This is a genomic window from Spirosoma fluminis, assembly GCF_054778895.1.
In genome coordinates this window covers 1-23,366 of sequence record NZ_BAAGZD010000044.1, presented here as the reverse complement: position 1 = coordinate 23,366, position 23,366 = coordinate 1, and the positions used below count along the sequence as shown (strand labels likewise).

The 23,366-nt window shown below is 48.0% G+C and carries 20 protein-coding genes; 5 read left to right on the top strand and 15 right to left on the bottom strand.

All coding sequences use genetic code 11. The annotated features are described in order from the left end of the window. Positions 1–38 precede the first annotated feature (38 nt). A complete protein-coding gene (odhB, locus tag ACYVBJ_RS26395; RefSeq protein WP_460985305.1) occupies positions 39–1,688 on the top strand; it encodes a 2-oxoglutarate dehydrogenase complex dihydrolipoyllysine-residue succinyltransferase in 1,650 nt (549 codons plus the stop codon). A 76-nt stretch (positions 1,689–1,764) separates the two neighbouring features. On the opposite strand, the gene gpmI is transcribed toward odhB, so the two are convergent. From gpmI to eno, 4 genes are all read right to left on the bottom strand, one after another. Further along, positions 1,765–3,339 carry a 2,3-bisphosphoglycerate-independent phosphoglycerate mutase gene (gpmI, locus tag ACYVBJ_RS26390; RefSeq protein WP_460985304.1) on the bottom strand — a complete coding sequence of 525 codons (1,575 nt, stop codon included), beginning with the start codon at positions 3,337–3,339 and terminating at the stop codon, positions 1,765–1,767. 83 nt (positions 3,340–3,422) lie between these two features. Next, a complete protein-coding gene (locus ACYVBJ_RS26385; protein WP_460985303.1) occupies positions 3,423–3,941 on the bottom strand; it encodes a low molecular weight protein-tyrosine-phosphatase in 519 nt (172 codons plus the stop codon). 80 nt (positions 3,942–4,021) lie between these two features. Further along, positions 4,022–4,333 (bottom strand): FtsB family cell division protein, encoded by a 312-nt coding sequence (locus ACYVBJ_RS26380; RefSeq protein WP_460985302.1) that lies wholly within the window; start codon positions 4,331–4,333, stop codon positions 4,022–4,024. Positions 4,334–4,437: 104 nt separating this feature from the next. Next, entirely contained in the window at positions 4,438–5,718 is a 1,281-nt protein-coding gene (gene eno / locus ACYVBJ_RS26375) for a phosphopyruvate hydratase (protein ID WP_460985301.1), read from the bottom strand. Between the two features lie 269 nt (positions 5,719–5,987). Between eno and ACYVBJ_RS26370 the strand changes: the two genes are divergently transcribed. Together ACYVBJ_RS26370 and recA are read left to right on the top strand one after the other, a co-directional pair. Beyond that, complete coding sequence (locus ACYVBJ_RS26370; RefSeq protein WP_460985300.1) at positions 5,988–6,482, top strand: hypothetical protein; 495 nt, start codon at positions 5,988–5,990, stop codon at positions 6,480–6,482. 179 nt (positions 6,483–6,661) lie between these two features. After that, positions 6,662–7,756 (top strand): recombinase RecA, encoded by a 1,095-nt coding sequence (recA, locus tag ACYVBJ_RS26365; protein WP_460985299.1) that lies wholly within the window; start codon positions 6,662–6,664, stop codon positions 7,754–7,756. Positions 7,757–7,916: 160 nt separating this feature from the next. On the opposite strand, the gene ACYVBJ_RS26360 is transcribed toward recA, so the two are convergent. From ACYVBJ_RS26360 to uvrA, 4 genes are all read right to left on the bottom strand, one after another. Beyond that, a complete protein-coding gene (locus ACYVBJ_RS26360; RefSeq protein ID WP_460985298.1) occupies positions 7,917–9,203 on the bottom strand; it encodes a citrate synthase in 1,287 nt (428 codons plus the stop codon). A gap of 177 nt (positions 9,204–9,380) precedes the next feature. Then, positions 9,381–10,631: a metal-dependent hydrolase family protein gene (locus ACYVBJ_RS26355; RefSeq protein WP_460985297.1), complete on the bottom strand. Its 1,251-nt coding sequence runs from the start codon at positions 10,629–10,631 to the stop codon at positions 9,381–9,383. Beyond that, positions 10,628–11,038 (bottom strand): hypothetical protein, encoded by a 411-nt coding sequence (locus ACYVBJ_RS26350; protein ID WP_460985296.1) that lies wholly within the window; start codon positions 11,036–11,038, stop codon positions 10,628–10,630. The genes ACYVBJ_RS26355 and ACYVBJ_RS26350 overlap by 4 nt, the downstream gene beginning before the upstream one ends. 54 nt (positions 11,039–11,092) lie before the next feature. After that, positions 11,093–13,966 (bottom strand): excinuclease ABC subunit UvrA, encoded by a 2,874-nt coding sequence (gene uvrA, locus ACYVBJ_RS26345; protein WP_460985295.1) that lies wholly within the window; start codon positions 13,964–13,966, stop codon positions 11,093–11,095. A 408-nt stretch (positions 13,967–14,374) separates the two neighbouring features. Between uvrA and ACYVBJ_RS26340 the strand changes: the two genes are divergently transcribed. Both ACYVBJ_RS26340 and ACYVBJ_RS26335 read left to right on the top strand, forming a co-directional pair. After that, positions 14,375–15,421 (top strand): ribonucleotide-diphosphate reductase subunit beta, encoded by a 1,047-nt coding sequence (locus tag ACYVBJ_RS26340; protein WP_460985294.1) that lies wholly within the window; start codon positions 14,375–14,377, stop codon positions 15,419–15,421. Between the two features lie 391 nt (positions 15,422–15,812). After that, complete coding sequence (locus ACYVBJ_RS26335; protein WP_460985293.1) at positions 15,813–16,433, top strand: FkbM family methyltransferase; 621 nt, start codon at positions 15,813–15,815, stop codon at positions 16,431–16,433. Between the two features lie 12 nt (positions 16,434–16,445). Here ACYVBJ_RS26335 and ACYVBJ_RS26330 read toward each other — a convergent pair whose 3' ends face one another. From ACYVBJ_RS26330 to ACYVBJ_RS26300, 7 genes are all read right to left on the bottom strand, one after another. Further along, positions 16,446–17,546 carry a glycosyltransferase family 4 protein gene (locus ACYVBJ_RS26330; RefSeq protein WP_460985292.1) on the bottom strand — a complete coding sequence of 367 codons (1,101 nt, stop codon included), beginning with the start codon at positions 17,544–17,546 and terminating at the stop codon, positions 16,446–16,448. Positions 17,547–17,609: 63 nt separating this feature from the next. Next, positions 17,610–18,068, bottom strand: a complete 459-nt coding sequence (locus ACYVBJ_RS26325; protein WP_460985291.1) for a regulatory protein RecX — start codon at positions 18,066–18,068, stop codon at positions 17,610–17,612. A gap of 77 nt (positions 18,069–18,145) precedes the next feature. Beyond that, a complete protein-coding gene (locus ACYVBJ_RS26320) occupies positions 18,146–19,648 on the bottom strand; it encodes a carboxypeptidase regulatory-like domain-containing protein (RefSeq protein ID WP_460985290.1) in 1,503 nt (500 codons plus the stop codon). A 36-nt stretch (positions 19,649–19,684) separates the two neighbouring features. Then, positions 19,685–21,181: a CsgG/HfaB family protein gene (locus ACYVBJ_RS26315; RefSeq protein ID WP_460985289.1), complete on the bottom strand. Its 1,497-nt coding sequence runs from the start codon at positions 21,179–21,181 to the stop codon at positions 19,685–19,687. Positions 21,182–21,254: 73 nt separating this feature from the next. Further along, the gene (locus tag ACYVBJ_RS26310; protein WP_460985288.1) at positions 21,255–21,689 is read right to left on the bottom strand and encodes a curli production assembly/transport component CsgF; all 435 of its coding nucleotides are present in this window, start codon (positions 21,687–21,689) and stop codon (positions 21,255–21,257) included. Between the two features lie 48 nt (positions 21,690–21,737). Then, positions 21,738–22,268 (bottom strand): hypothetical protein, encoded by a 531-nt coding sequence (locus ACYVBJ_RS26305; RefSeq protein ID WP_460985287.1) that lies wholly within the window; start codon positions 22,266–22,268, stop codon positions 21,738–21,740. Continuing rightward, positions 22,268–22,879, bottom strand: a complete 612-nt coding sequence (locus ACYVBJ_RS26300; protein WP_460985286.1) for a curlin repeat-containing protein — start codon at positions 22,877–22,879, stop codon at positions 22,268–22,270. The genes ACYVBJ_RS26305 and ACYVBJ_RS26300 overlap by 1 nt, the downstream gene beginning before the upstream one ends. Between the last annotated feature and the right edge of the window lie 487 nt (positions 22,880–23,366).

Sequence of the window (23,366 nt, the reverse complement as noted above, 5' to 3'; positions counted from 1 at the left end):
TGATTGACTTACTGACTGACCAACTGACTAACTGCTATATGGCCGTTGATATGAAAATCCCCGCTGTGGGGGAAAGTATTACTGAAGTAACCGTTGGCACCTGGTACAAAAAAGAGGGTGATCAGGTAAAGATGGACGATGTCCTTTGCGGACTCGACTCTGATAAGGCAACCTTCGAGCTAACCGCCGAAGCCGACGGAATTCTGCACATCCTGGCGCAGGAAGGCGATGTATTACCCATCGGAGCCAGCATCTGTACCATTGATGACGGCGGTAGTTCCCCCAGTGCTCCACAAACGTCAGAACCCGCTAAAGCCGAATCGGCTAAGCCTGCCGAGCCAGCAGCTCCCGCTGCCCAACCGACTCCCGCTCTGCAACCCGTAGCCGAACCGGCTGCTGCGGCAGTTGCTACCGGTTCTAGCGTCATCGAAATGAAAGTTCCGGCTGTAGGCGAGTCAGTTACCGAAGTGACCATTGCGACGTGGAGCAAAAAAGACGGTGATCAGGTGGCCCTGGATGAGGTACTGTGCGAACTCGAATCGGACAAAGCTACGTTTGAACTACCCGCTGAAGCCGCCGGAACATTACGGATTGTCGCCCAGGCTGGTGAAACACTGCCGATTGGTGCCCTAATTGCTAAAATCGAGACGAGCGCTACGTCGGCTCCGGCAGCGACTACTCCGCAGTCGACCCCGTCGCAGCCCGCTCAGGCAACAGAGCCAGCAGGCAACGGACAAAATAACGGCTATGCCGCTCATTATCCCTCGCCCGCTGCGGCCAAAATTCTGGCCGAAAAAGGCGTTGAAACCCAGCAGGTAGAAGGCACAGGCGTGGGGGGACGTATCACCAAAGAAGATGCGGTAAAAGCGCAGCCAGGCGCTGTGTCTGCTCCACAACCTGCTCAGGCGGCTCCGCAGCCAAGTGCTGCCCCGGCCGCCCCAAAGCCAGCTACGTCTGCACCAGCTCCGGCCCCTGCCGCGGTTGGCAGTCGTAATCAGCGTCGTGAGAAAATGACGTCGTTACGTCGGACGATTGCCCGCCGGTTGGTAGCGGTTAAAAATGAAACGGCGATGCTGACTACCTTCAACGAGGTAGACATGAAGCCGATCATGGACCTTCGGAACAAGTACAAAGATAAGTTTAAAGAGAAAAACGGCGTAGGTCTGGGCTTCATGTCGTTCTTCACGAAGGCCGTTACCATTGCCCTGAAAGATTTCCCGGCCGTGAACGCGCAGATTGACGGCGACAACATGGTATTCAATGACTTCTGCGACATTTCTATCGCCGTTTCGACCGATCGGGGCTTAGTCGTACCCGTCATTCGGAATGCCGAACAGATGAGCTTTGCGCAGATCGAAAAAGAAATCGTGCGCTTAGCGGGCCTGGCTCGTGACAACAAGCTGACCATTGAGCAGATGACCGGCGGTACGTTTACCATCACTAATGGGGGTACGTTCGGGTCGATGCTGTCGACGCCGATCATCAACGCCCCCCAGTCGGCTATTCTGGGTATGCACAACATTGTTGAGCGGCCAGTCGTCGTGAACGGTGAAATTGTGATCCGGCCAATCATGTACGTAGCGCTGTCGTACGACCACCGGATTATTGACGGTAAAGAATCGGTTAGTTTCCTGGTTCGCGTTAAGCAAATCCTGGAAGATCCAACTCGTATTCTGCTTGATATGTAAGCAACTAGTGTATAGTCATAAAAAAAGCGCTGAGATATCTCAGCGCTTTTTTTATGACGGTGTATAAGTGGATAAGCTAGTTTATTAGTAAGCTTTCTCCGCCCATGTCTGCCGGTTTAGTAATGCCCATCAGGTGCAGAATCGTTGGTGCAATGTCAGCAAGTTTACCGTCTTTCAGCTTCGGGTGATAGTCCTTATCGACCAAAATGCACGGCACCAAGTTCGTGGTGTGGGCGGTATTTGGTGAGCCATCGTCGTTGAGCATGTACTCCGCGTTACCGTGGTCGGCAATAATGATGGTTGCATACCCATGTTCAAGGGCAGCTTCCGTAACGGCCTTGGCGCATGCATCAGCGGTTTCGGCGGCTTTTATAACGGCTTCGAATACGCCCGTGTGGCCTACCATATCGGTATTGGCAAAGTTCAGACAAATGAAATCCGCTTCTTCTTTTTGCAGTTCGGGAATGATAGCATCGCGAATGTCATAAGCAGCCATTTCGGGCTTCTGATCATACGTTTTTACGGGGATGATTGTCGCAACGCCCTGCTCGTCATATACCGTCATTTCTTTGGGCGACGGGCATAGAAGACGTTTTTCACCGTTAAAAGGCTCTTCGCGGCCACCGGAGAAAAAGAACGTAACGTGCGGATACTTTTCGGTTTCGGCAATACGTATCTGTTTCCGACCAGCGGCTGCCACTACTTCACCGAGCGTATTTTCTAAGTTATCTTTGTCGAAGATAACCTTTACGTTCTCGAACTCGCTGTCGTAGTTCGTCATCGTGATGTAATTCAACGACAGCTTTTTCATGCCTTGTTCAGGGAAATCCTTCTGCGTTAAGGCCTGGGTGATTTCGCGGCCCCGGTCGGTGCGGAAGTTGAAACAAAGCACAACATCACCCTCCTCAATCACAGCGACAGGACTGTCTGAACCGGGCTGGGTGAGTATAATCGGCGTTATAAACTCGTCCGTTATCCCATTGTTGTACGAATCCTGTAACGTACTGATCGCGTCGGTTGTGTGGAGGCCCGTACCGTGAACCATGGCGTCGTAAGCTACCTTTACCCGCTCCCAGCGGTTGTCGCGGTCCATCGCGTAGTAGCGGCCGATAACCGTTGCCAGTTTACCGGTTGTAGCCGCCATGTGCGCCTGTAAGTCGGTTAAATATCCAACCCCGCCTTTAGGGTCCGTATCACGGCCGTCGGTAAAGGCATGGACAAACACATCCGTCAGTCCATTCGCGTGAGCAATGGAAAGCAGGCCTTTCAGGTGGTCGATATGGGCATGGACGCCACCGTCCGACACCAGCCCGATGAAATGCACTTTTTTGCCCTGGGTCTTGGCATAATTCATGGCATCAACCAGCACCGGCTCATAGTCGAGTGTATGCTCTTCAACCGCCTTGTTCACTTTTACTAGGTCCTGATACACGATACGACCGGCACCGAGATTCATGTGGCCTACTTCGGAGTTCCCCATCTGTCCGGCTGGCAACCCAACGGCTAAACCAGAAGCTTCCAGTCTGCTATGTGGGTATTTAGGATACAGTGAATTTATGAAGGGCGTATTAGCTGCTTCGATAGCCGACACCTCCGGCTTAAGGGGGATGCCCCAGCCGTCGAGAATAATAAGAATTACTTTTTTATTCATAGTTGTAGAGAGTTAGAGGACAAAAGAATGAACGAGTGACTGAGCGAAAGAGTGGCTGGCGCACGAACCACTCTTTCGCTCAGTCACTCGTTCATTCTTTCGCTCTTTAATAAATTGAAATTATGCTGTTGAACCAGGTAGGCAAGAAGTTGACGGCAGCAACGTAACGCAATCTGATAAACCTCTTCAAATACTTCTGGTCCTTCGTAATACGGATCGGGTACGTTCGGCTCGTCACTGACATCGGGATCGAACTCTCGCAACAGAAAAATGGTGTCGGTGGTGTGTAAGCCGGTGCTGCGGTAGTTCAGCTTTTCGATGGCTTCCAGATTCAGTTCATCTATAGCTACGAAATACGTGAACTGCGCCAGATCGTCACCGGTCATGCGACGGGCGCGGTGGGTGAGTGTCAGGCCATGTTCGAGGGCATTTTCCCGCGTTCGGCGGTCGGGAAGCTGGCCAAGGTGATAAGAAGAAGTACCGGCCGAATCGCACTGGATTTCTTTCTCCAGGCCTGCCTGGGCAATCAGTTGGCGAAAGACCTCCTCGGCTACCGGCGAACGGCAAATGTTTCCATAACAAACAAAGAGAACGGAAATCATACTCTAGCAGCAAGTGCAAAAGTGGTCAGTCGCCGACGCAAACCAGTAATAACGTATTGCTTACAGACTGGCCACTTTTACTATTTTTCCAGCGGTTCATTATGCTCATCTACGATGACGAATACGTCTTCTGTAGGCTTTTTCATCAGGTATTTCTCGCGGGCAAACTTCTCGCGGAGCCGGTCGTTGCCCAGTACCTCCCGCCGTTCGGTCTGTACAGCCTTAATTTTGTTCTGATAGAACGTAATGTCCGCTTCAAGCTCACGCAGCTTCCACCAGTTCCAGGCTTGTGAAATCAGATCGTTGGCATCGAAAAACGTCATCCATAACAGCAGCACCAGACCGGTTGCAACGTAGAAGTTGCGCACAAAGCGAAGAAGTTTCTGGAGCATGGATAGCAGATGTTATGTGGTCATACAGGTAATCGTTGATGGTCATTGATTATCATGTAGTAAGAATAATGACAATGAATGATCATCAACGACTACCTGTATGATTAGAACTTCAATCCTGGGAAGTAAGCGCTTTCGCCTAATTCTTCTTCAATCCGGATTAGCTGATTGTATTTGGCCATCCGGTCTGAACGAGAAGCCGATCCTGTTTTAATCTGACCCGTGTTCAGCGCTACGGCCAGATCCGCGATGGTTGCGTCTTCAGTTTCGCCCGAACGGTGTGACATGACGCTCTTATACGAGTTCCGGTGTGCCAGGTTAACGGCATCGATCGTTTCGGTCAACGAACCAATCTGATTTACTTTCACCAGAATCGAGTTGGCAATGCCTTTGTCGATACCTTCCTGCAGGCGTGTTACGTTCGTTACAAACAGGTCGTCGCCAACAAGCTGCGTTTTCTTGTCTTTCAGCAGGTCCGTCTGCATTTTCCAGCCATCCCAATCGTCTTCGGCCATGCCGTCTTCGATGGATAAGATCGGGTATTTAGCAACCCATTCTTTCCAATAGTTCGCCATTTCTGAGGAGGTCAGCTTGTCGCCGGTCGACTTTTTGAAATGGTACTGTTTGGCATCGGCATCGTAGAACTCAGAGCTGGCTGCGTCCATCGCAATCCAGACATCTTCGCCCGGACGGTAGCCTGCCTTCTCGATGGCTTGCAGAATGGTTTGGATCGCTTCTTCGTTGGATTTGATGTTTGGCGCAAATCCGCCTTCGTCGCCAACGTTGGTGGCCAGGCCCATGCCTTTCAGGACTTTCTTTAGGGTATGAAAGATTTCGGTACCCATCCGCAGCGCTTCCGAGAAGCTGGGCGCATTGGCAGGCATAACCATGAATTCCTGGAAATCGATGGAGTTATCAGCGTGGGAGCCCCCGTTCAGGATGTTCATCATCGGAACCGGCAGCGTATTGGCGTTAACCCCACCGATGTACCGGTAAAGGGGAAGACCTGCTTCCTGGGCAGCGGCTTTAGCAGCAGCCAGCGATACACCCAGAATCGCATTTGCTCCCAGGCGGGCCTTGTTAGGCGTACCGTCTAACTCCAGCATGATTTTATCGATCATGCTCTGGTCGTAGACAGAGATACCTACCAACTCAGGAAAAATTAATTCATTGACGTTAGATACAGCCTTAAGGACACCTTTGCCAACGTAGACCTTTGGGTCATCATCGCGAAGTTCGACAGCTTCGTGGGTGCCCGTTGACGCTCCTGATGGCACGGCGGCACGTCCTAGATAACCGTTTTCGGTTCGAACGTCTACTTCGACGGTCGGGTTACCGCGTGAATCCAGAATCTGACGGGCATGAATGCTTTGGATTGTACTCATTGGAGGATTAAGAAGGGTTAACAACGAATTTTTTGATCGTTCCGGCGTTCCGGTTTTTCGGATTTGACTACCAAGTTGTTAAGTGGGTTGTCATCTCAACGGCAAAGTAACGAAATAGGAGCCAAAACATCAGAAGGAGGGAGGTGAAAAGACGACTGGCAGAGCAGTTGACTTCCGAACAATTCAGGGTTGGCACCGTTCTAAACAGAAGTTGTCAGAAAAATTTGTCAATTTGTGCGCACTAACCGCAACTAAACCAATCAAGATCCATGCGAGGATTATTGTACTTCCTACTGTTCCTATTAGTCGTCTTAGGTGTGTTATACGCCCTGACGGGATGGAGTTATAGCGATGGCGAACGTGCTGGTACCGTATCGAAGTTCAGCCGTCGGGGGTATCTTTTCAAGACGTACGAAGGCGTATTAAATGTTGGTGGGTTCTCCGGAGAGACTGGCTCGCTGACGCCCCAGTATTTTGACTTCTCGGTAAAAGATGACAATGTAGCCAAGCAGATTACCGATGCTGTAAAAACGGGGCAGCGCGTTACGTTACATTACGAAGAGAAGATTCTGAAATTTCCTTGGAACGGAGAGACCAAATACTACATCACCAATGTGGAAGTAATCGGTCCATCTCAGCGTCTGAATGGCGATGCGTCGGCGTATCCGGGGTATCAGCAAGGGCAACCACAACAGCCCCAGCCCCAGGGGCAGCAGCTGGCTCCGGCTCAGCAGGAACCGGCCCGCGCAGACTCGACATTGTAGCCTACATCCATCGACAAGAGCGCCTGCTTTATCCATTGATTATCAATAGATAAAGCAGGCGCTCTTGTCGTGATTTTTTGGCTCGGAAAGCGGCTTAAAATACCTTAACTATTTCAGAAATCTGTTTGGTAATCTGGCCGTTTTTGGTTAATTTTATCTGTTTAAACAACCATCCTAACATGGCAAAATCAGATACGGCGCAAGCCACAGCATCTGCTAATGACAGTAAATTAAAGGCCCTCCAAACCACCATTGAAAAGCTCGACAAAGCATTCGGTAAAGGCACCGTTATGCGGTTGAGCGAAAGTAAAGTTGTAGACGTTCCTGTTATCTCAACGGGTTCGCTTGGCTTGGATCTGGCATTGGGTATCGGCGGAATGCCTCGTGGTCGTGTCGTCGAAATATATGGTCCTGAATCGTCGGGTAAAACCACGCTGACAATGCATTGCATTGCCGAAGCGCAAAAGGCAGGTGGTTTGGCCGCTTTCATTGATGCCGAACACGCGTTCGATCGTGTCTACGCCGAGAAGCTGGGCATCGATACTAAAAACCTGTTAATCTCACAGCCTGACAATGGTGAACAGGCGCTTGAAATTGCCGAGCACCTGATTAGCTCCGGCGCTATTGACATTATTGTTATTGACTCTGTAGCCGCGCTGGTTCCGAAAGCCGAGATCGAAGGCGAAATGGGCGAAAGCAAAATGGGTCTACAGGCTCGGTTGATGTCGCAGGCGTTACGTAAGCTAACGGGTACGATCAATAAAACCGGTTGCTGCTGCATTTTCATCAACCAGTTGCGCGAGAAGATCGGCGTGATGTTCGGTAACCCTGAAACTACGACTGGTGGTAATGCACTGAAGTTCTATGCATCGGTTCGCTTGGACATTCGTCGTATTGGTCAGATCAAAGAAGGTGCCGACAACGTAGTTGGTAACCGGACCAAGGTTAAGGTCGTTAAGAACAAACTAGCCGCTCCCTTCAAAGTTGTGGAGTTTGATATCATGTATGGACAAGGCATCTCCAAAGTTGGTGAAGTGCTTGATCTGGCTGTTGAAATGGAAATCGTTAAGAAATCAGGTTCCTGGTTCTCGTACGGTACCAGCCGTTTAGCACAGGGCCGTGATGCGGTGAAAGAGCTGTTGCTTGACAACCCGGAATTGATGGCCGAAATTGAAGGCAAAATTCGGGCTAAGATCGCCGAAGATGAAAACGCCCTGCTCGATCCAGTTCTCGCGGGGACCGACGCGGATGATGAAGGCGAAATCGAAGATTAATTACGTGTGATATGTGCTTGAAAAGCGATGGCTGATGATTCGGCCATCGCTTTTTGTTTTTTGAATATAGTCAAAGAGTGCATTCATGAATCCGTACAGAAATTCAAAAGCCCTGGACTTATGTAAGACCAGAGCTTTTGAATAAAAAAACTGGGTGAGTCTACCGGTGCTCAATCGATTTGAATTCGCGAAGGGTAGAACCCGTATAGATCTGACGCGGGCGACCAATTGGTTCCTTTTGCTCGCGCATCTCTTTCCACTGAGCAATCCAGCCCGGTAGGCGACCGATGGCAAACATTACCGTAAACATATTGGTCGGAATACCCAACGCCCGGTAGATGATGCCCGAGTAGAAATCTACGTTTGGGTACAATTTGCGTTGTACAAAGTACTCGTCGTTCAAAGCGGCTTCTTCGAGTCCTTTGGCAATTTCCAGAACCGGATCGTTAACGCCGAGTTTGCTTAATACGTCATCAGCCGCTTTTTTGATGATCTTGGCGCGAGGATCGAAGTTTTTGTAAACGCGGTGGCCAAAGCCGAACAGTCGGAAACCAGTCTGCTTGGCATTCTTCGCCATCTCTACGTATTTCGATACGTCGCCACCATCAGCTTTAATGTCTTCGAGCATCTCAATCACTTCCTGGTTCGCGCCACCGTGTAACGGTCCCCAAAGGGCGCTGATACCCGCTGAAATAGACGAATAAATGTTTGCCTGCGACGAGCCAACAAGGCGAACGGTTGAGGTCGAACAGTTTTGCTCGTGGTCAGCGTGGAGAATAAGCAGTACGTTCAGCGCTTCGGCAACAACCGGATCGACCGTATAATCTTCGACCGGCAAGGCAAACATCATGTTGAGGAAGTTCGGAATATAATCAAGCGTGTTTTTTGGGTAGTTGATAGGATGACCCATTGCCCGCTTGTACGACCAGGTCGCTATTGTAGGCAACTTAGCTAGTAGCCGGGTAATGTGCAGGTCGATATTATTCAGGCCCGAGCCTTCATACGAATCCGGATAAAAAGCACTCATTGCACTAACGAGCGACGCTAAAACGCCCATTGGGTGGGCGTTGACCGGAAAACCGTCGAAGATCTTCCGCATGTCCTCGTTCACCAGCGTGTGGCGACGAATGGAATTTTCGAACTGGGCGTACTGCTCTTGGGTGGGTAGCTCGCCGTAAATAAGTAAGTAAGCAACCTCAAGAAACGAGGCTTTGGCAGCCAGGTCTTCGATGGCATAACCGCGATACTGTAAAATGCCCTGCTCACCGTCGAGGAACGTAACGGCACTTTGGGTTGCACCGGTGTTTTTATAGCCCCGGTCTAAGGTAACATAACCGGTTTGGTCACGGAGGTTTGAGATGTCGAAAGCTTTTTCGTGTTCCGTTCCTTCAATAACTGGGAATTGGTACGATTTGCCGTCAACGGTTAAATCAGCAGTGTTTGCCATACAAAAATCAGGGTAGAGTATTCAGAAATAACGGATTAGCAGCTTGTTGAGTAACAGGATACGTCCATGCCGGGCGAAATTAGCCCAAAAAGCTAAACGACGAATGAAATTGACTTAAAAAAGCCGCTTAACGTTTATATTCTAATGTAACTTAACGAGCGCGCAATAAGTTTTACGCTACCGTTTAAAGAAAATACCACCTTTCATAACCGCCTGAACGCGCTGCACATCCGTGATTAATTTTATCGGATCACCCTGAACAGCAACCAGATCGGCTAATAAACCCGGGCGTACCCGGCCCCGATCGGCCAGGTGAAATACGTCGGCATTAACGGAAGTCGCTGACCGTAATACGTCCAGAGGTTTCATCCCGTAATCGACCATCATGACCAGTTCGCGGGCGTTGTCCCCGTGCGAAAACACACCAACATCTCCACCCGCGCAAATAGGTACGCCGGCATCCAGTGCTTGCTTGAAGGTGACTCGTTTTTGCTTAATACGTTCCGGTTCGGGATCTTGCCCTTTCTTCCAGCCCCGGTATTGACTCACTGCGTCACCAGCGGCCAGGGTAGGGCAGAGGGCCGTTTTATGCTGTTTCATAAGCGCGAAAATTTCCGGCGTACCCGCATCGCCATGTTCGACCGTTTCGCAACCACCTAGAATCGCCCGGCGCATTCCTTCGGCCGTACTGGCATGAGCAATCACCGCTCGCCCGCTGCTGCGTGCTACGTCGACAATGAGTTTAATCTCCTCAATGGTGTACGTCGGACGTGCTTCGGCCATTAGTCCCCAACGGTAGTCAGCGTAGATTTTTATGGCGTCGGCTCCTTTCCCAATCTGCCGCCGAACGGCCTGGATCAACGCATCGTGCCCGTCAGCCTCTTCGGCACCTTGTGGTACGTCAATGTCGGCGCTAAATCCTTTTGGCGCATAGCTGCCGGTAGCGATAAGTGCCCTGGTCACAACGACCATACGAGGACCGGGAATGATGCCTTGATTAATGGCTTGTTTCAAGCCCACATCATCGTAATCAGCGCCTTCCGTGCCAAGATCGCGCACGGTTGTAAAACCCGCCATGAGTGTTTTCTGAGCATGAACCGTAGCGCGGGCTACCCGTAATGACCGGGCTTCTTTCAAAACCTGATCATCCCAGGGTGTTTCATTATAGGGATGAAGTAGCAGGTGTGAATGGCCTTCAATCAGGCCGGGCATTAACGTAGTACCTTTCAGGTCGACGACTTCTGCGCCATTCGCCTGAATCGTATTAAGCGGACCTACGGCGTCAATCTTATCACCCTTTACGCGTACGGTCCAACCTTCATGCATGGCTTCACCATCAAAAACGCGATCAGGACGGAGAAGGTAAGCCGATTGGGCAGTGGCTAAACTTGCCGATAAAACAGCGTAAAGGATAAGTATCTGTTTCATCGACGAGCTGGTTTCTTTTGGAAAAGATCAAACGCTCCCTTACCAAATACCAATACTAGTAGACCCGGCAGCAAAATCGCACCCGCCCGAAATCCCGCGCCGGTAAGCTTGTAAACGCCTGAATTGTATTGGGTGAAGCTTTGGAATGTATAGAAGGCGGAGCCAGCGAATAAGGCGACCAGAATAATGATGGATAAAGGACGGCCTAAGCGAGAAATGATTCCAGAAATAAGCATCGATATAGCCACTACAGCTGCAACCGTACCCAGCGCTTTGGGGAACGTTTCGAGGTACGTATAGTCAAAAAAGAACACCCCAGCCCGGCCAATCAGGTTGGGGTGTGCCAGCAGCCAGCCGTCTAAAACGACCAGCACAAGCAATAAAATGTAAAAGAAAGGGTTACGCATAAGCCAATTTCGCAGGTTGTATTGAGACGAGCGAAGATAACGGATTTGCGGTGTTTACCTTTCCAATTCCAGCTTCAAAAACTTACCGGTATAACTGCCTTTCGCTTCTGCTACTTTCTCGGGAGTGCCTTCGGCGATGATCTGCCCACCTTTGTTGCCGCCTTCCGGACCGAGATCGATCAGGTGATCGGAGACTTTGATAACGTCCAGATTGTGTTCAATAATCAGAACGGTATTCCCCTTGTCGGCGAGTTTATTCAATACATTCAGCAGGTGTGCAATGTCCTGGAAGTGCAAACCCGTTGTTGGTTCGTCGAGGATGTAAAGCGTCTTACCCGTATCTTTTTTGGAAAGCTCTTCGGCGAGCTTCACCCGTTGCGCTTCTCCTCCCGACAACGTAGTAGCATGTTGTCCCAACGTAATATAACCCAAACCAACGTCATTTAGGGTTGTCACTTTGCGCAGAATTTTCGGCTGACTGGCAAAAAACTCAAGGGATTGCTCAACCGTCATGTCGAGCACATCGGCGATCGATTTGCCTTTGAACCGTACCTCCAGTGTTTCGCGGTTAAAGCGTTTGCCTTTGCAGGTTTCGCACATGACGTGCACATCTGGCAGAAACTCCATCTCGATTTTCTTCATGCCCGCTCCTTCGCAGTCTTCGCATCGGCCGCCCTTTACGTTGAACGAGAAACGACCAGGTTTGTATCCCCGAATTTTGGCTTCGGGTAATTCAGCAAATAAGGTCCGGATCTCGGAGAACATACCCGTATACGTAGCGGGATTCGATCGGGGGGTACGGCCAATAGGCGATTGATCTACCTCGATGACTTTGTCAAGATATTCTAATCCGTCGACCGTTTTAAACGGCAACGGCTCCCGCTTCGACTTATAGAAGTGGCGGTTCAGGACCGGGAACAGCGTTTCGTGAATCAGCGATGATTTCCCGCTGCCTGATACGCCCGTTATCGTAACCATCTTGCCCAGTGGCAGCTTAAGCGTTACGTTCTTAAGGTTGTGCCCCGTCGCATTTTTAATAATCAGAAACTTGCCGTTACCCTTCCTGCGCTCGGTTGGCACATCAATGTTCCGGCGACCACTCAAATAGGCGGCTGTGGTACTGCCGTTCCGGACAAACTCCTCTGGTGTGCCAATACCTACCACCTGTCCACCGTGCCGACCCGCGCCAGGACCGATGTCGAGAATGTAGTCAGACTCAAGCATCATGTCCTTATCGTGCTCAACAACCAATACGGTGTTGCCTAAATCACGTAAGTTCTTTAGCGAATCGATCAGCTTAACATTGTCGCGCTGGTGCAGGCCAATGCTTGGCTCGTCCATTATATAGAGTACTCCCACCAGTTGCGTACCGATCTGTGTAGCCAGTCGAATACGTTGCGCTTCGCCACCCGATAGCGTACGTAGCGAACGGTCGAGAGTAAGGTAATCAAGACCGATGTCGAGCAGGAAGCCAATCCGTTTCCGAATCTCTTTTAAAATCTCTTTACCAATAACATTTTGCCGATCGGTTAGGCGGCTTTCTAAACCGTTGAACCATTCGGTCAGCTCCGCAATGTCCATGCGGGCCAGCTCGGAAATGTTCTTCTGGTCGATCTTGAAGTAAAGCGATTCCTTCTTTAAACGAGCACCGTCGCATTCAGGACAGGTCTTCACGACCATAAAGTCTTTGAGCCATTCCTGAATTTTGTCCGTGCTATTTTCCTGCTGCCGTTTTAGAAAGTTAACAATCCCTTCAAATTTGAAGCTGTAATAGTCCTGACCAGGATACTTCTTTGATGGAACCGTTGCTTCGTCTTCGGTACCATACATAAGCGCGTAAAGCAGATCTTCGGGGTACTTAGTAACCGGGGTGCTGAGGTTCAGCTTGTATTTTTTGAGAATTGCTTCAATCTCCTTGAAAATCCACAGCTCGCGAAACTCACCCAGTGGCGCAATGGCACCCCGGCTGATGCTTAATGACTTATCCGGAATGACGGAATCTTCGGTGATTTCTTCGACCACGCCCAGGCCATGACAAACCGGACAAGCACCATAGGGCGAGTTGAACGAAAATGAGTTTGGGGACGGCTCATCGTAACTAATCCCCGACTCCGGGTCCATCAGGTTCTGTGAGAAGTAAACCAGTTGACCGTTCCCATCGAGCATTTGCATGGCACCTTTACCCTGCTTCAAGGCGGTCTGCACCGACTGACTCAGCCGATACCGATCTTCGGGTTTGGGGACGATCCGGTCGATGACGATCTCGATGTCGTGGATTTTGTAGCGGTCAAGCTGCATCTTAGGCACAATATCCTGCACGACGCCATCTACCCGAACTTTAGTATAGCCAGTCTTCGCAATCTGTACGAATAGTTCGCGGTAGTGACCTTTACGTCCCTTAATTATTGGAGCCAGTAAGGTTAGTTTCTGACCACCGTATTGATTGAGGATCGTGTCGATAATCTGGTCCTGCGATTGCCGTTCCATTTTGCGGCCTGTTACGTAGGAGAAGGCTTCACCAGCCCGAGCGTAAAGCAGGCGCAGAAAGTCGTAAATCTCCGTGGTGGTTCCTACCGTCGAGCGTGGATTTTTCGATGTTGTTTTTTGCTCAATCGAGATAACCGGGCTCAGGCCATTAATCTTGTCAACGTCGGGCCGTTCCATATCACCGATGAAGGAGCGGGCATAGGCCGAAAAGCTCTCCATGTACCGGCGTTGGCCTTCGGCATAAATGGTATCGAACGCCAGAGATGACTTACCGCTGCCGCTGATTCCGGTCACAACCACCAGTTTATTACGGGGGATGGTAACATCAATATTTTTCAGATTATGTTCGCGGGCACCGAGAACTTCAATTCGGTCGTAACCCGTCAGGTCAATATCGGTTAGTCCGGTTTGTTGACCGGTGGCTTTTTCTTCCGTCGTCACGTTGTATTTGTTGTGGTCGGATCGCCGAAACGTCGGACCGCACGGGCGGCCCCGCGTCGAAGCGATGGTTTATCTTATTAGCAACGTAAAACAAACAGGGGTAGTTTCCAGACGTAATGCCGAAATAGTCGATACATTGACTAATTAACATGTAGCTAGTAAGCGGTAAATCGATCAGTCTTCTTATTTGAACATTATTGCTGAACTATTTCAAGAAATTACTCAAGTCGTTGTCGTTCAATCAGCTGATTGTGTACATGTTATAAATTTTCGTCATTTGTATCAACGAAGTTGCCGGTTGTAAACGCAGCTAAAAGGTCTAATTTTGTTAGAACAAGTTTACGCAACACTAGTCCACTCAAGCGGCCGGATCGGCTGCTTTATTGCCTATAAAACTCTTTATTCGTTATGGTACAGAACGACGTAATTGAACCTATCTTAGAAGAAGACAAAGGCCGCTTTGTCCTGTTCCCGATTAAGCACTGGGATATTTGGGAATACTATAAAACCCATGAAGCGTCGTTCTGGACGGCCGAAGAAATCGATCTGGGCCAGGACATGAAAGATTGGAATAGTCTGAACGATGGAGAGCGCCATTTCATCTCGCACGTACTGGCGTTCTTTGCCGCTTCGGATGGAATCGTGAACGAAAACCTTGCCGTTAACTTCCTCTCAGAAGTTCAATACGCCGAAGCCAAGTGTTTTTATGGCTTCCAGGTCATGATGGAAAACATCCATTCCGAAACGTATTCACTGCTGATCGATACCTACATCAAAGATCCTGTCGAGAAAGATCGGTTACTGAACGCCATCGATACAATTCCATGCGTGCAGAAAAAAGCCGAGTGGGCGTTGCGTTGGATTGACAATGGTACGTTTGCCGAGCGGCTTATTGCTTTTGCCGTTGTTGAGGGTATTTTCTTTTCTGGCTCGTTCTGTTCCATTTACTGGCTTAAAAAGCGAGGTATGATGCCTGGACTGACGTTCTCGAACGAGCTCATTTCACGCGATGAAGGGCTACACCGCGATTTTGCCTGTATGCTCTATACCGACCACATTGTGAATAAGTTACCCGAGTCACAGATCTACGACATTATCCGGAATGCCGTTGAGATTGAGCAGGAGTTTGTGGCCGACGCTTTACCTGTTTCGCTGATTGGGATGAATGCCGAACTGATGAAGCAGTACATTGCTTTCGTAGCTGACCATTTGCTTGTAACGCTTGGCCTACGTAAACTTTACAACGTATCGAATCCATTCGATTTCATGGACATGATTTCGTTGCAGGGTAAAACAAACTTCTTTGAGAAGCGGGTTGGTGAGTACCAGCGCGGTGAAGTAATGGCGAAGTTTAAAGCAATGAAAGCTGCGGCTCAACCACAAGATTCGGAAAGCGCTACGCCTACACCAGTTGCTGAGGAGCCCAAAGGCTTTGTGATGGATGCTGATTTCTAGTTATAAACAGAGTTGATACAACATGGAGAAGCCCCGCTGTAACTTTCACGGCAGGGCTTCTCTGTTTTGTTGCTGATTAGTTGATTTATCAAGAGCCGACAAATCCGGTTTTGATAGTAGAAGCACATACCAGTTTGCTCGTAAGCATAACCTGTCAAGTGTTGTTCTGATAACAGCGTTATTTTAATTCGTTATTTTCGCCAAAACTTAAGATATGGCAGTTGAGGGTCTTAGCCGATATTTCAGATTGTGGCGGCACATAGCTAACCCTGGTGAATATATATTTCGTAAGGGAGAGCGACGGAAACGTAACCTTTTATTCACAACGAGGCCGTTGCCCGTCCGGTTTCAGGTATCGGATAGCTTGTATCAGGTGTTCAAAGAAATCTTTATGGCTGATGTCTATGAGATTGATGCATTGGTTCGTGTGTTACCTAATGAACCTGTAATTATTGACATTGGGGCCAATGCCGGGTTCTTTGACATTCAGCTCTTGTCGAAGATTGAAAAAGCGACGATTTACGCTTATGAGCCGATGCCTGCCAATGTGAGAACGCTTCAACGGACATTAGTAGAGAATCCTAGACTTCAGCAAAGTGTTAGACTGTCTCAAAAGGCAGTGACGGGCCTACCACTCGAAAAGCTCGATTTGTTTGCCGAAGCAGAAGAAAACAGCCAGGTTGTAGCATCTCGGTTCGCGGACTTTAATGAAAATAATACGCATAAGCTAACCGTACCCTGCATTACACTTACCGATATCATTCAGAAAAATGAACTCCAGTTCGTTGATTTATTGAAGCTGGACTGCGAAGGCAGTGAATATGATATCATATATAACACGGCACCCGAATTGATGAGCCGTATCCGTAAAATGGTGATTGAAGTGCACGATCTAGATGAGGGGCAAAACAACATAAACGCCCTTAACCAATACGTTCAATCATTAGGCTACGTAACTACGCATGAGCCGATTAATTCATTCTGCCATGCTATGGAAGCGATACGGCAATGATAAGATAAACGGTTAGTTGGTTTTTGACAGACTCGCCCGCCGAGATAAAACCGTTTCTTTGCCAGCGTATACATCCTGATAGAGCTGCCAATAATCACCAGCTACTACGTCCCATTGAAACTGCTGTCTATACTGTTTCAGGCGATTCGCCATATCCGGATCGCGCCGGTACGCTTCCATACCTCGCCGGAATGTATTGACAACCGTTTCGGCGTCAAACGAGGGAAAATAAAACGCATCAGGGCCGCCTACTTCGGGTAAGCTTGTTAGCGGAGAGCAGAATATGGGTTTGCCAAAAGTCATCGCTTCAACAACGGGTAAGCCAAAACCTTCCATCAATGAAGGAAACATAAGTGCTTCACAGTTGGCATAGAGCCACCACTTTGTTGGTTCATCAATAGGTCCTGGCATGAGGAGCCGGTCTGCAACTCCTATCTGTTGCGCTTGTTGCCGGATCTCCTGAGCGTACGGTTTGTCGTTAGGACCAGCCAGTACCAACTGAAGACCGGGATATGCTTCTAATATGGGCAATAATGTATGGACGTTTTTATAGGGTTGCAGCATACCTATAAAAAACAAAAAAGGTTGATTGGGTCGCACTGTCGGCGAAGTAGTTGGCGGAGATGAAGGTGTTTTTACGCCACAATAGATTACTTCGAGAGGGGTAGTACCAGGGACAACTAGTTGCTGCCGTACGTCTTGGGCTACATAATCAGAAATCGTTGTTATGGCTGCTGCCGCATTGATGCATTGCTGATAGTGTTTCTTCTGACGGGCTTTCCGCTGGGCAGAATAAACCGGTAAAGACAAATAATTCAGATCCAGGATTGTATAAATAAACTTAGTCTTACGAGTGGGGACAAACCGGGTGTTCTGATACGGGCAATGCCAGAGATCATACTTCCAGGGATGCCATATGCGTCGCCATCGGGTGGCCACGATGTAAGTTACCGAAGGGCCAAATACACCAACCTGCTCCTGAGGCACCAAAAAGGTGAGTTCCCAACCCGTTGGTTTCTGCCGCACCAGTTCGTGCCCCAGATGCAGACAAACCTGCCCCAGACCACTGGTTAGATTATCCATGCGTTCAGCATCCAGAAAAAGTCGGGGCATGAAGAACGAGTTAAATGATAAAAAGCAAAAATGAGTAAAAAAGACCAGTTAGTGAAACATACGTCAATCCTCATTACCTAAAATTGAGAATATTAACTCTGATTCGTAGCCTTTACTCATCGCATAGCGTACTAGCTTTTGCTTTACGACCAGTGGATTATCGTCACGAATACTCTGGCGTTTTTTGTTTAACAATTCAGTCAAAGTTTCGCGATAGTCGTTAGGGGCAATTTCTTTCATCGCCTGATCAAGGTTATAACCAGTGATGCCTCGCTGCTGAAGATGTTGTTTGATCTTACGCTTACCCCAGCCTTTTACCCGAAACTTGCCACCAGCAAACGACTTTGCAAAGCGTTCTTCGTTTAAGTAGTTCTGCTGAATCAGCTCGGCGATAACTTCTTCGGCATCATCCCCCCAAACACCCCATTCCTTTAATCGATCACGGACTTCCTGTTGCGTTCGTTCCTGATATGCGCAGAACATAGCCGCTTTGCGAAGAGCGTCTTTTAAGTAATCTGTCATAGTGTAAGCATAACACGAAATGGCCCTGAAAGCTCTCGCTCAGGGCCATTTCGTGTTATAAGTTATTGTTCATTTACTTACTGTCGCCAATACGGCATTTCGGCATCAGTAATCAATAAATTTCGGTTACCACCATTTAAATCGGCTGCATATACCGAACGCACTCCATTGCCGGTATTGTCCGTATTTGTGAAAATGATTCGAGCACCGTTCGGTGAATAACGCGGCTCCAGATCGTTCGTTCCGGCTGGCTTGTTGGTGCCTCCAGATGAACTACTGGTTGTGACCTCCGTCACTTTTTTGGTTGTTATATCCATCTGGTAAAGCCGGGCATCGAGCTGGCGAGCTTGCTCGTTCACGAAGTTGCTGGAGTCTGATGAAAATATTAGTGTACGTCCATTGATCGAGAATACAGGATTGCTTATCCGGGCCATACGACGGACATAAAGTAGATTACTTTCTGAACCATCCGGCTTAATCGTTACAATCTCATTGTCGTAAACGTTAGTGCCGGTTGAACGGAAAACAATTCGATTACCCTGTGGAGTCCAGTCACAGCCTGCGAACGTACGACCCATCCACGCTCTGTGAACCAGTTGCAAACCGGTGCCATCAGTTCGCACCGAGTACAATCGGTCGTTGCTCGGATAAAGAAGCTGGGTTCCGTCCGGCGACCAGCAGAACGACAAATCAGTTGGTATTAAACCTGCGACTGGCACTGTTGTGACACGCCTGATATTACTACCATCTGAATTCATTACATATAATTGAAGCTCTGTATCCACATTGGAGATATAGGCGATTTGCTGGCCATTCGGGCTTACAATGGGGCGCCAGTTGCTTCCTTCGAAAGTAAATTGGGCTACATTACCGGCAGTATTCGAGGCAAAAATCTGGTACCTTCCATTTACACGTCTGGTGAACACGTAATTATATTCTGGAAAAGCACCTGTCCTAAATGACCATATCGGACCGTTGACAGTACTGACACCATCCTTAACAATTACCTGCCACAGATACGATGAATTATAATCTAAGTTCACTACTAAACTATCGACCGTAAGCCCGGTTACTGAGGAGGTAGGCGTAAGACTACCGTTCCGGTACAGCAATACGTCATAGGTAAGGGTGTCTCGATTAGGATCAGTAGCACTCCACTTTAAGGTTAAATTAACTGGCTGTACTGTGCTGTTAATTGCTGGAGTAACCAGAGTTGGCGATGTAGGTGCCGTATTCTGGCGCGTTTCATCGGACAACAATATGGTTATTACCGGAGACGTATTCACATTCGTTTCTACCGTGGCTACTTCTGTTGCATAGTTAGCTTTGGTCACTTCGACGGTGTATTTACCGACTAGTACACTGTCAAAACGAAAATTTCCTAACGAATCCGTATTAATTATACGACTGGATGGCGACAGCTTTATTGTCGCATTGCTAACTGGCCGCTGATCAACACTATACAGAACACGCCCCCGAATGGTTGTCAGTTGAGCGGGCTCAACGTACACTTCTTCATTACAACTCCACACGCCAATTGCCCCCGCAATCAGTAATGTTAGATAAAATATGTATTTCATTGATAATTATACAATCGGTTAAAAAAGTTGAGAAGCTTATCTATTGTTCGGCGTAGATGGCGGATTAACGGGTGTCGTTGTCGGTGCCGGAGTAATAGGAGCAGGCTGAGCCTGAGGAGCCTGTGAGGCCGTAATTGGCTTTACTTTTGATCCGGAGAACTGACCCAGGTGTATAACTAAGCCTAACGTTCCACGTAGGTAATAGTCATTACGTGCTCCCGTTACTCGTCCATCTAATTCGTCCGTAAATGGCTGGTTATACGATATAGTTGATCTGAGACCAATGTTCTTATTGAACGAATACTGAACGCCTAGTCCGCCCTGAGCCTGAAAATACTTAGCTCCTTGTAGTTGAAGGGCCGACGAACCAGTGCGTGACACCATGCCTGCTCCAGCGTATAAAAGAGTTGTCCAGCGTTGATAAGGAGTAGGCCGGAACAGTATATTCCCTTCCAGAGATGAAATATTGCTGGAGAAAGCGCCCTCGCTGGCTAAGGTTCCCGTAGCCCCGTTTACCTGAAAGCCGAGGGCCGGCGTAACGTGAAGATCGACTGAGGCACCATAGCTGCCTTTGAGGGTATGACGCGCGTAATCACCGTAATAACGCATAACACCAGCATACGGGCTAACCGTAACTCGCGATGGTGCCAGTTCATTACGGATACCAAATACGTCTGTTTCGCTCATTACGGTTTTCTCTTTCTCATAGTCGTCAAGAACCGTCTTCATATCTGCAGCCGATTTATCTGCTACGCCCCATAACCCATCCCGCACCCCTTCAATAATCAGGGCTTGAACCGATTTTTCAATTGCTTCGGTAACGGCTAATTGACCAGGTTCAGTGGTCGTTAGTCCCGTTTCAGTCTCCAGCAAACGTTTAAAAGTTACGTATCGGAACAAACTGGCGTTAACGGTTTGAGACAGTATGGTTTTAGATGTGTAAATAGTTTTTAAGATCTTACCGGACTTTGTAGCGACTGCCCGCAGATAAACCGTTACACGATCTTGTCGGTATTGGGTTGAACCACCTGAACCAAAATATTGAAGACCGCCACCACCAGTAATGATATTCGCGTCATACGAAACAACACCACCTTCAAGTATAATACCTGCGAAGAGAAGTGGAGGTAAGTTTTCTCCTTCTTTAAACTGTGCAACGCTCGATCGAACAATTTTACGTTCGTTAAGCAGGTTACTCACGTTCTCGCGTTCAATAGGAACAAACCAACCACTTTCTTCGAGTGCTTTTAATAAAATGTTTGTAGTGCCCTGCGTAATAGCAGTTGAGAAGTTAGAACCTGCCTCGGTTAACTTGTACTGCCCGGTTAAGTCGCGGAATTTATAAACGGCCGCTACCACTTTTTCTTTAGCGGGTGGAAGTCTGCGTAGGCTTGCGGTTGCTGGAGTTTCTTCGCCTAATCGAGCCGGCCGGGCCTTTGTTGGTTGGTAGAAAAAGGCTGTACAGCCTGACATAACACCTACCAACCCACTCAGAATAATGATCTGAGCGGCATTGGATAAATTTACTTTCATTGTTGCAACTAAAAAGAGGAAGTGAAAGCGGCAAATTTGCCCTCTTGTAAGTAATAATAAGACGAGTTAGTGATCAGAAGTAAGGAACAGTAACGGAAGTTTCTCCTCCTTTGCCGTCAACTATTCGTACGATAACTCCGTCGGTCCCATTACGAATCTCAACTTGATACGTCCCAAATCGATAGGTACCTTCTTTTAATTCACCTTCGCCAAATTGATTGGTAACTAACCGGCTGGTTATACGTTGCAGAATTTGGCTCTCGATACTCTGCGAGAAGTTATCTAGTGTACTGGTCGTGCTGGTACCAAAAGAACTGCCAGGTGTTGACGACTTTGCCGCTTTTGGATCGACATTTTTATCCTGCGCTTGCGCCTGGCCTAGTAACCAGGAGTAGTTTAAGTAACTACCTCCGAAATTTGGGTTATTAGGGCGGTAAATGAAATTTTGACCTGATGAATAAGTAGAAGCCCCGGTGATCAAAAAAATAAGGAGTAAGAACTGTTTCATAATGCGTTGTAGAGTACAGGTTACAACAAACAAGAACTGTTTAAGCGTTTAAAATAAGCCACTTCCTTTTTGGTCTTCGCTTTCGAGCGATTGCTGAACCTCCTTGAAATTAAGGACAAATTGATTAGTAACTTCAGCAGCATCGTAAGCGTATAACTCCACGATGTCTAAGCGTGCTTGCACATAATTTTGCCAAATTAATTGATCGTTAAGTGTTACAGAAATAATCGTAGTCCCGACGCCAAAGGCTGGTAATTCGTCAATTGTCACCAGAAAAGCATTAAGATCTAATTCTAGATTTGGGGTCACCTTGGCAGTCGTATCCGATGGGATAGGAGAGTTGCTTAGCGATTTTGGCAGTTCAGCATAGTGGCGAAAAAAGGCGTCGTAGAACTCACGGCCAATTTTCGACCGGGTATTATCCAGGAGCAGTGTTTCTGTGCCTTCATTAGAGACAACGGCTTCATCCAGAGTCCCCTCAACCAAGCGACCTTCATCGAGATCTGGGTCTTGAGCTCGCCCATCCAAACTAATTACTACCAAAAAAACGAGCAGAACGAAGCGTAGAAAAGCCCTCATCAGTTCCCGAAAACTCTGCCTTGTTGAATCGTAATAGATGCTCCGCCCGACTGTTCGATCCGCAGATTAGGAATTCCGGTACTAAGCGGGTCTTTAAACAGAGTCGAATTGTCCATGTTAAAAGAGTTGGCCCCGGCACCTTGCCTTAGTTCTAAACGCAAGTTGTCTTTCTGAATCCCCTGTAGATTTACTACGTCTCCGCCATCTTGAGTAATCATGAATCGGTTATTTGTTCCCCCTAAGCCAATGTTAGCTATATTGTTGCCTCCAGTTTGAGTAAGAATTAAACTGTTATTAGCACCAGCTAATGTTGCATTTACGTTGTTACCATTATTGACTTGGTTTATATCTAACCGGTTGTTGGTGCCTGATAGAGCCTGAACAACTGCCTGATTATTTAAACCCTCCTGATAAAGTTTCACTGAACTTAACGGCGAAGATGGATCAGGAATATCAGTTTGACTTTTTACCAAAACTGTATTAACCCTTTGATTGCCTGATATTGGAATATCCCAATAAGCATCTAATGTATTGCTCTGAGGTTGAGAGACTTTCTGCGCCTGTGCTGTACCAAAAACAATACTTATTAAAACAAAGAGAAGACGATTCATAACAGTGTTCGGTTTGAACAGACCTTTAAGAGTATCAAAGATAATAAGTCTGATTGACAAAGTATCGTATTACTATTCACAAAAAACACACAACTTATTTACCGTGTGTTACTAAGCATGAAGGCATAAATTTGAAACGCGCAACAGGCGTAATCAACATTAGACAAACAGTATGTATCTATTACGTTTACTAACGTCACTACGTTGCTTGATGATATATATATTGATAAAAGTTAATATATGCAATTTGAAACCGCTACAACTCAACTGCATTTACGAATACGGGGGTAGTGCCTGATTCCAACGTAGGATGATAAAATGATATTTTCGCCCTTGGCAACTATTCATAACTTACATCATAAAAAAACCTGAGCCTTGTGTTCAGGCTCAGGTTTTCGTTTGTTTCTCAGCTCGCCTTAGTTGGCGTTCTGCACCACGTTTTGCGTGTTGTTGTTGCCATTCTGGGTGTAGGAGTACACCAGGTTGG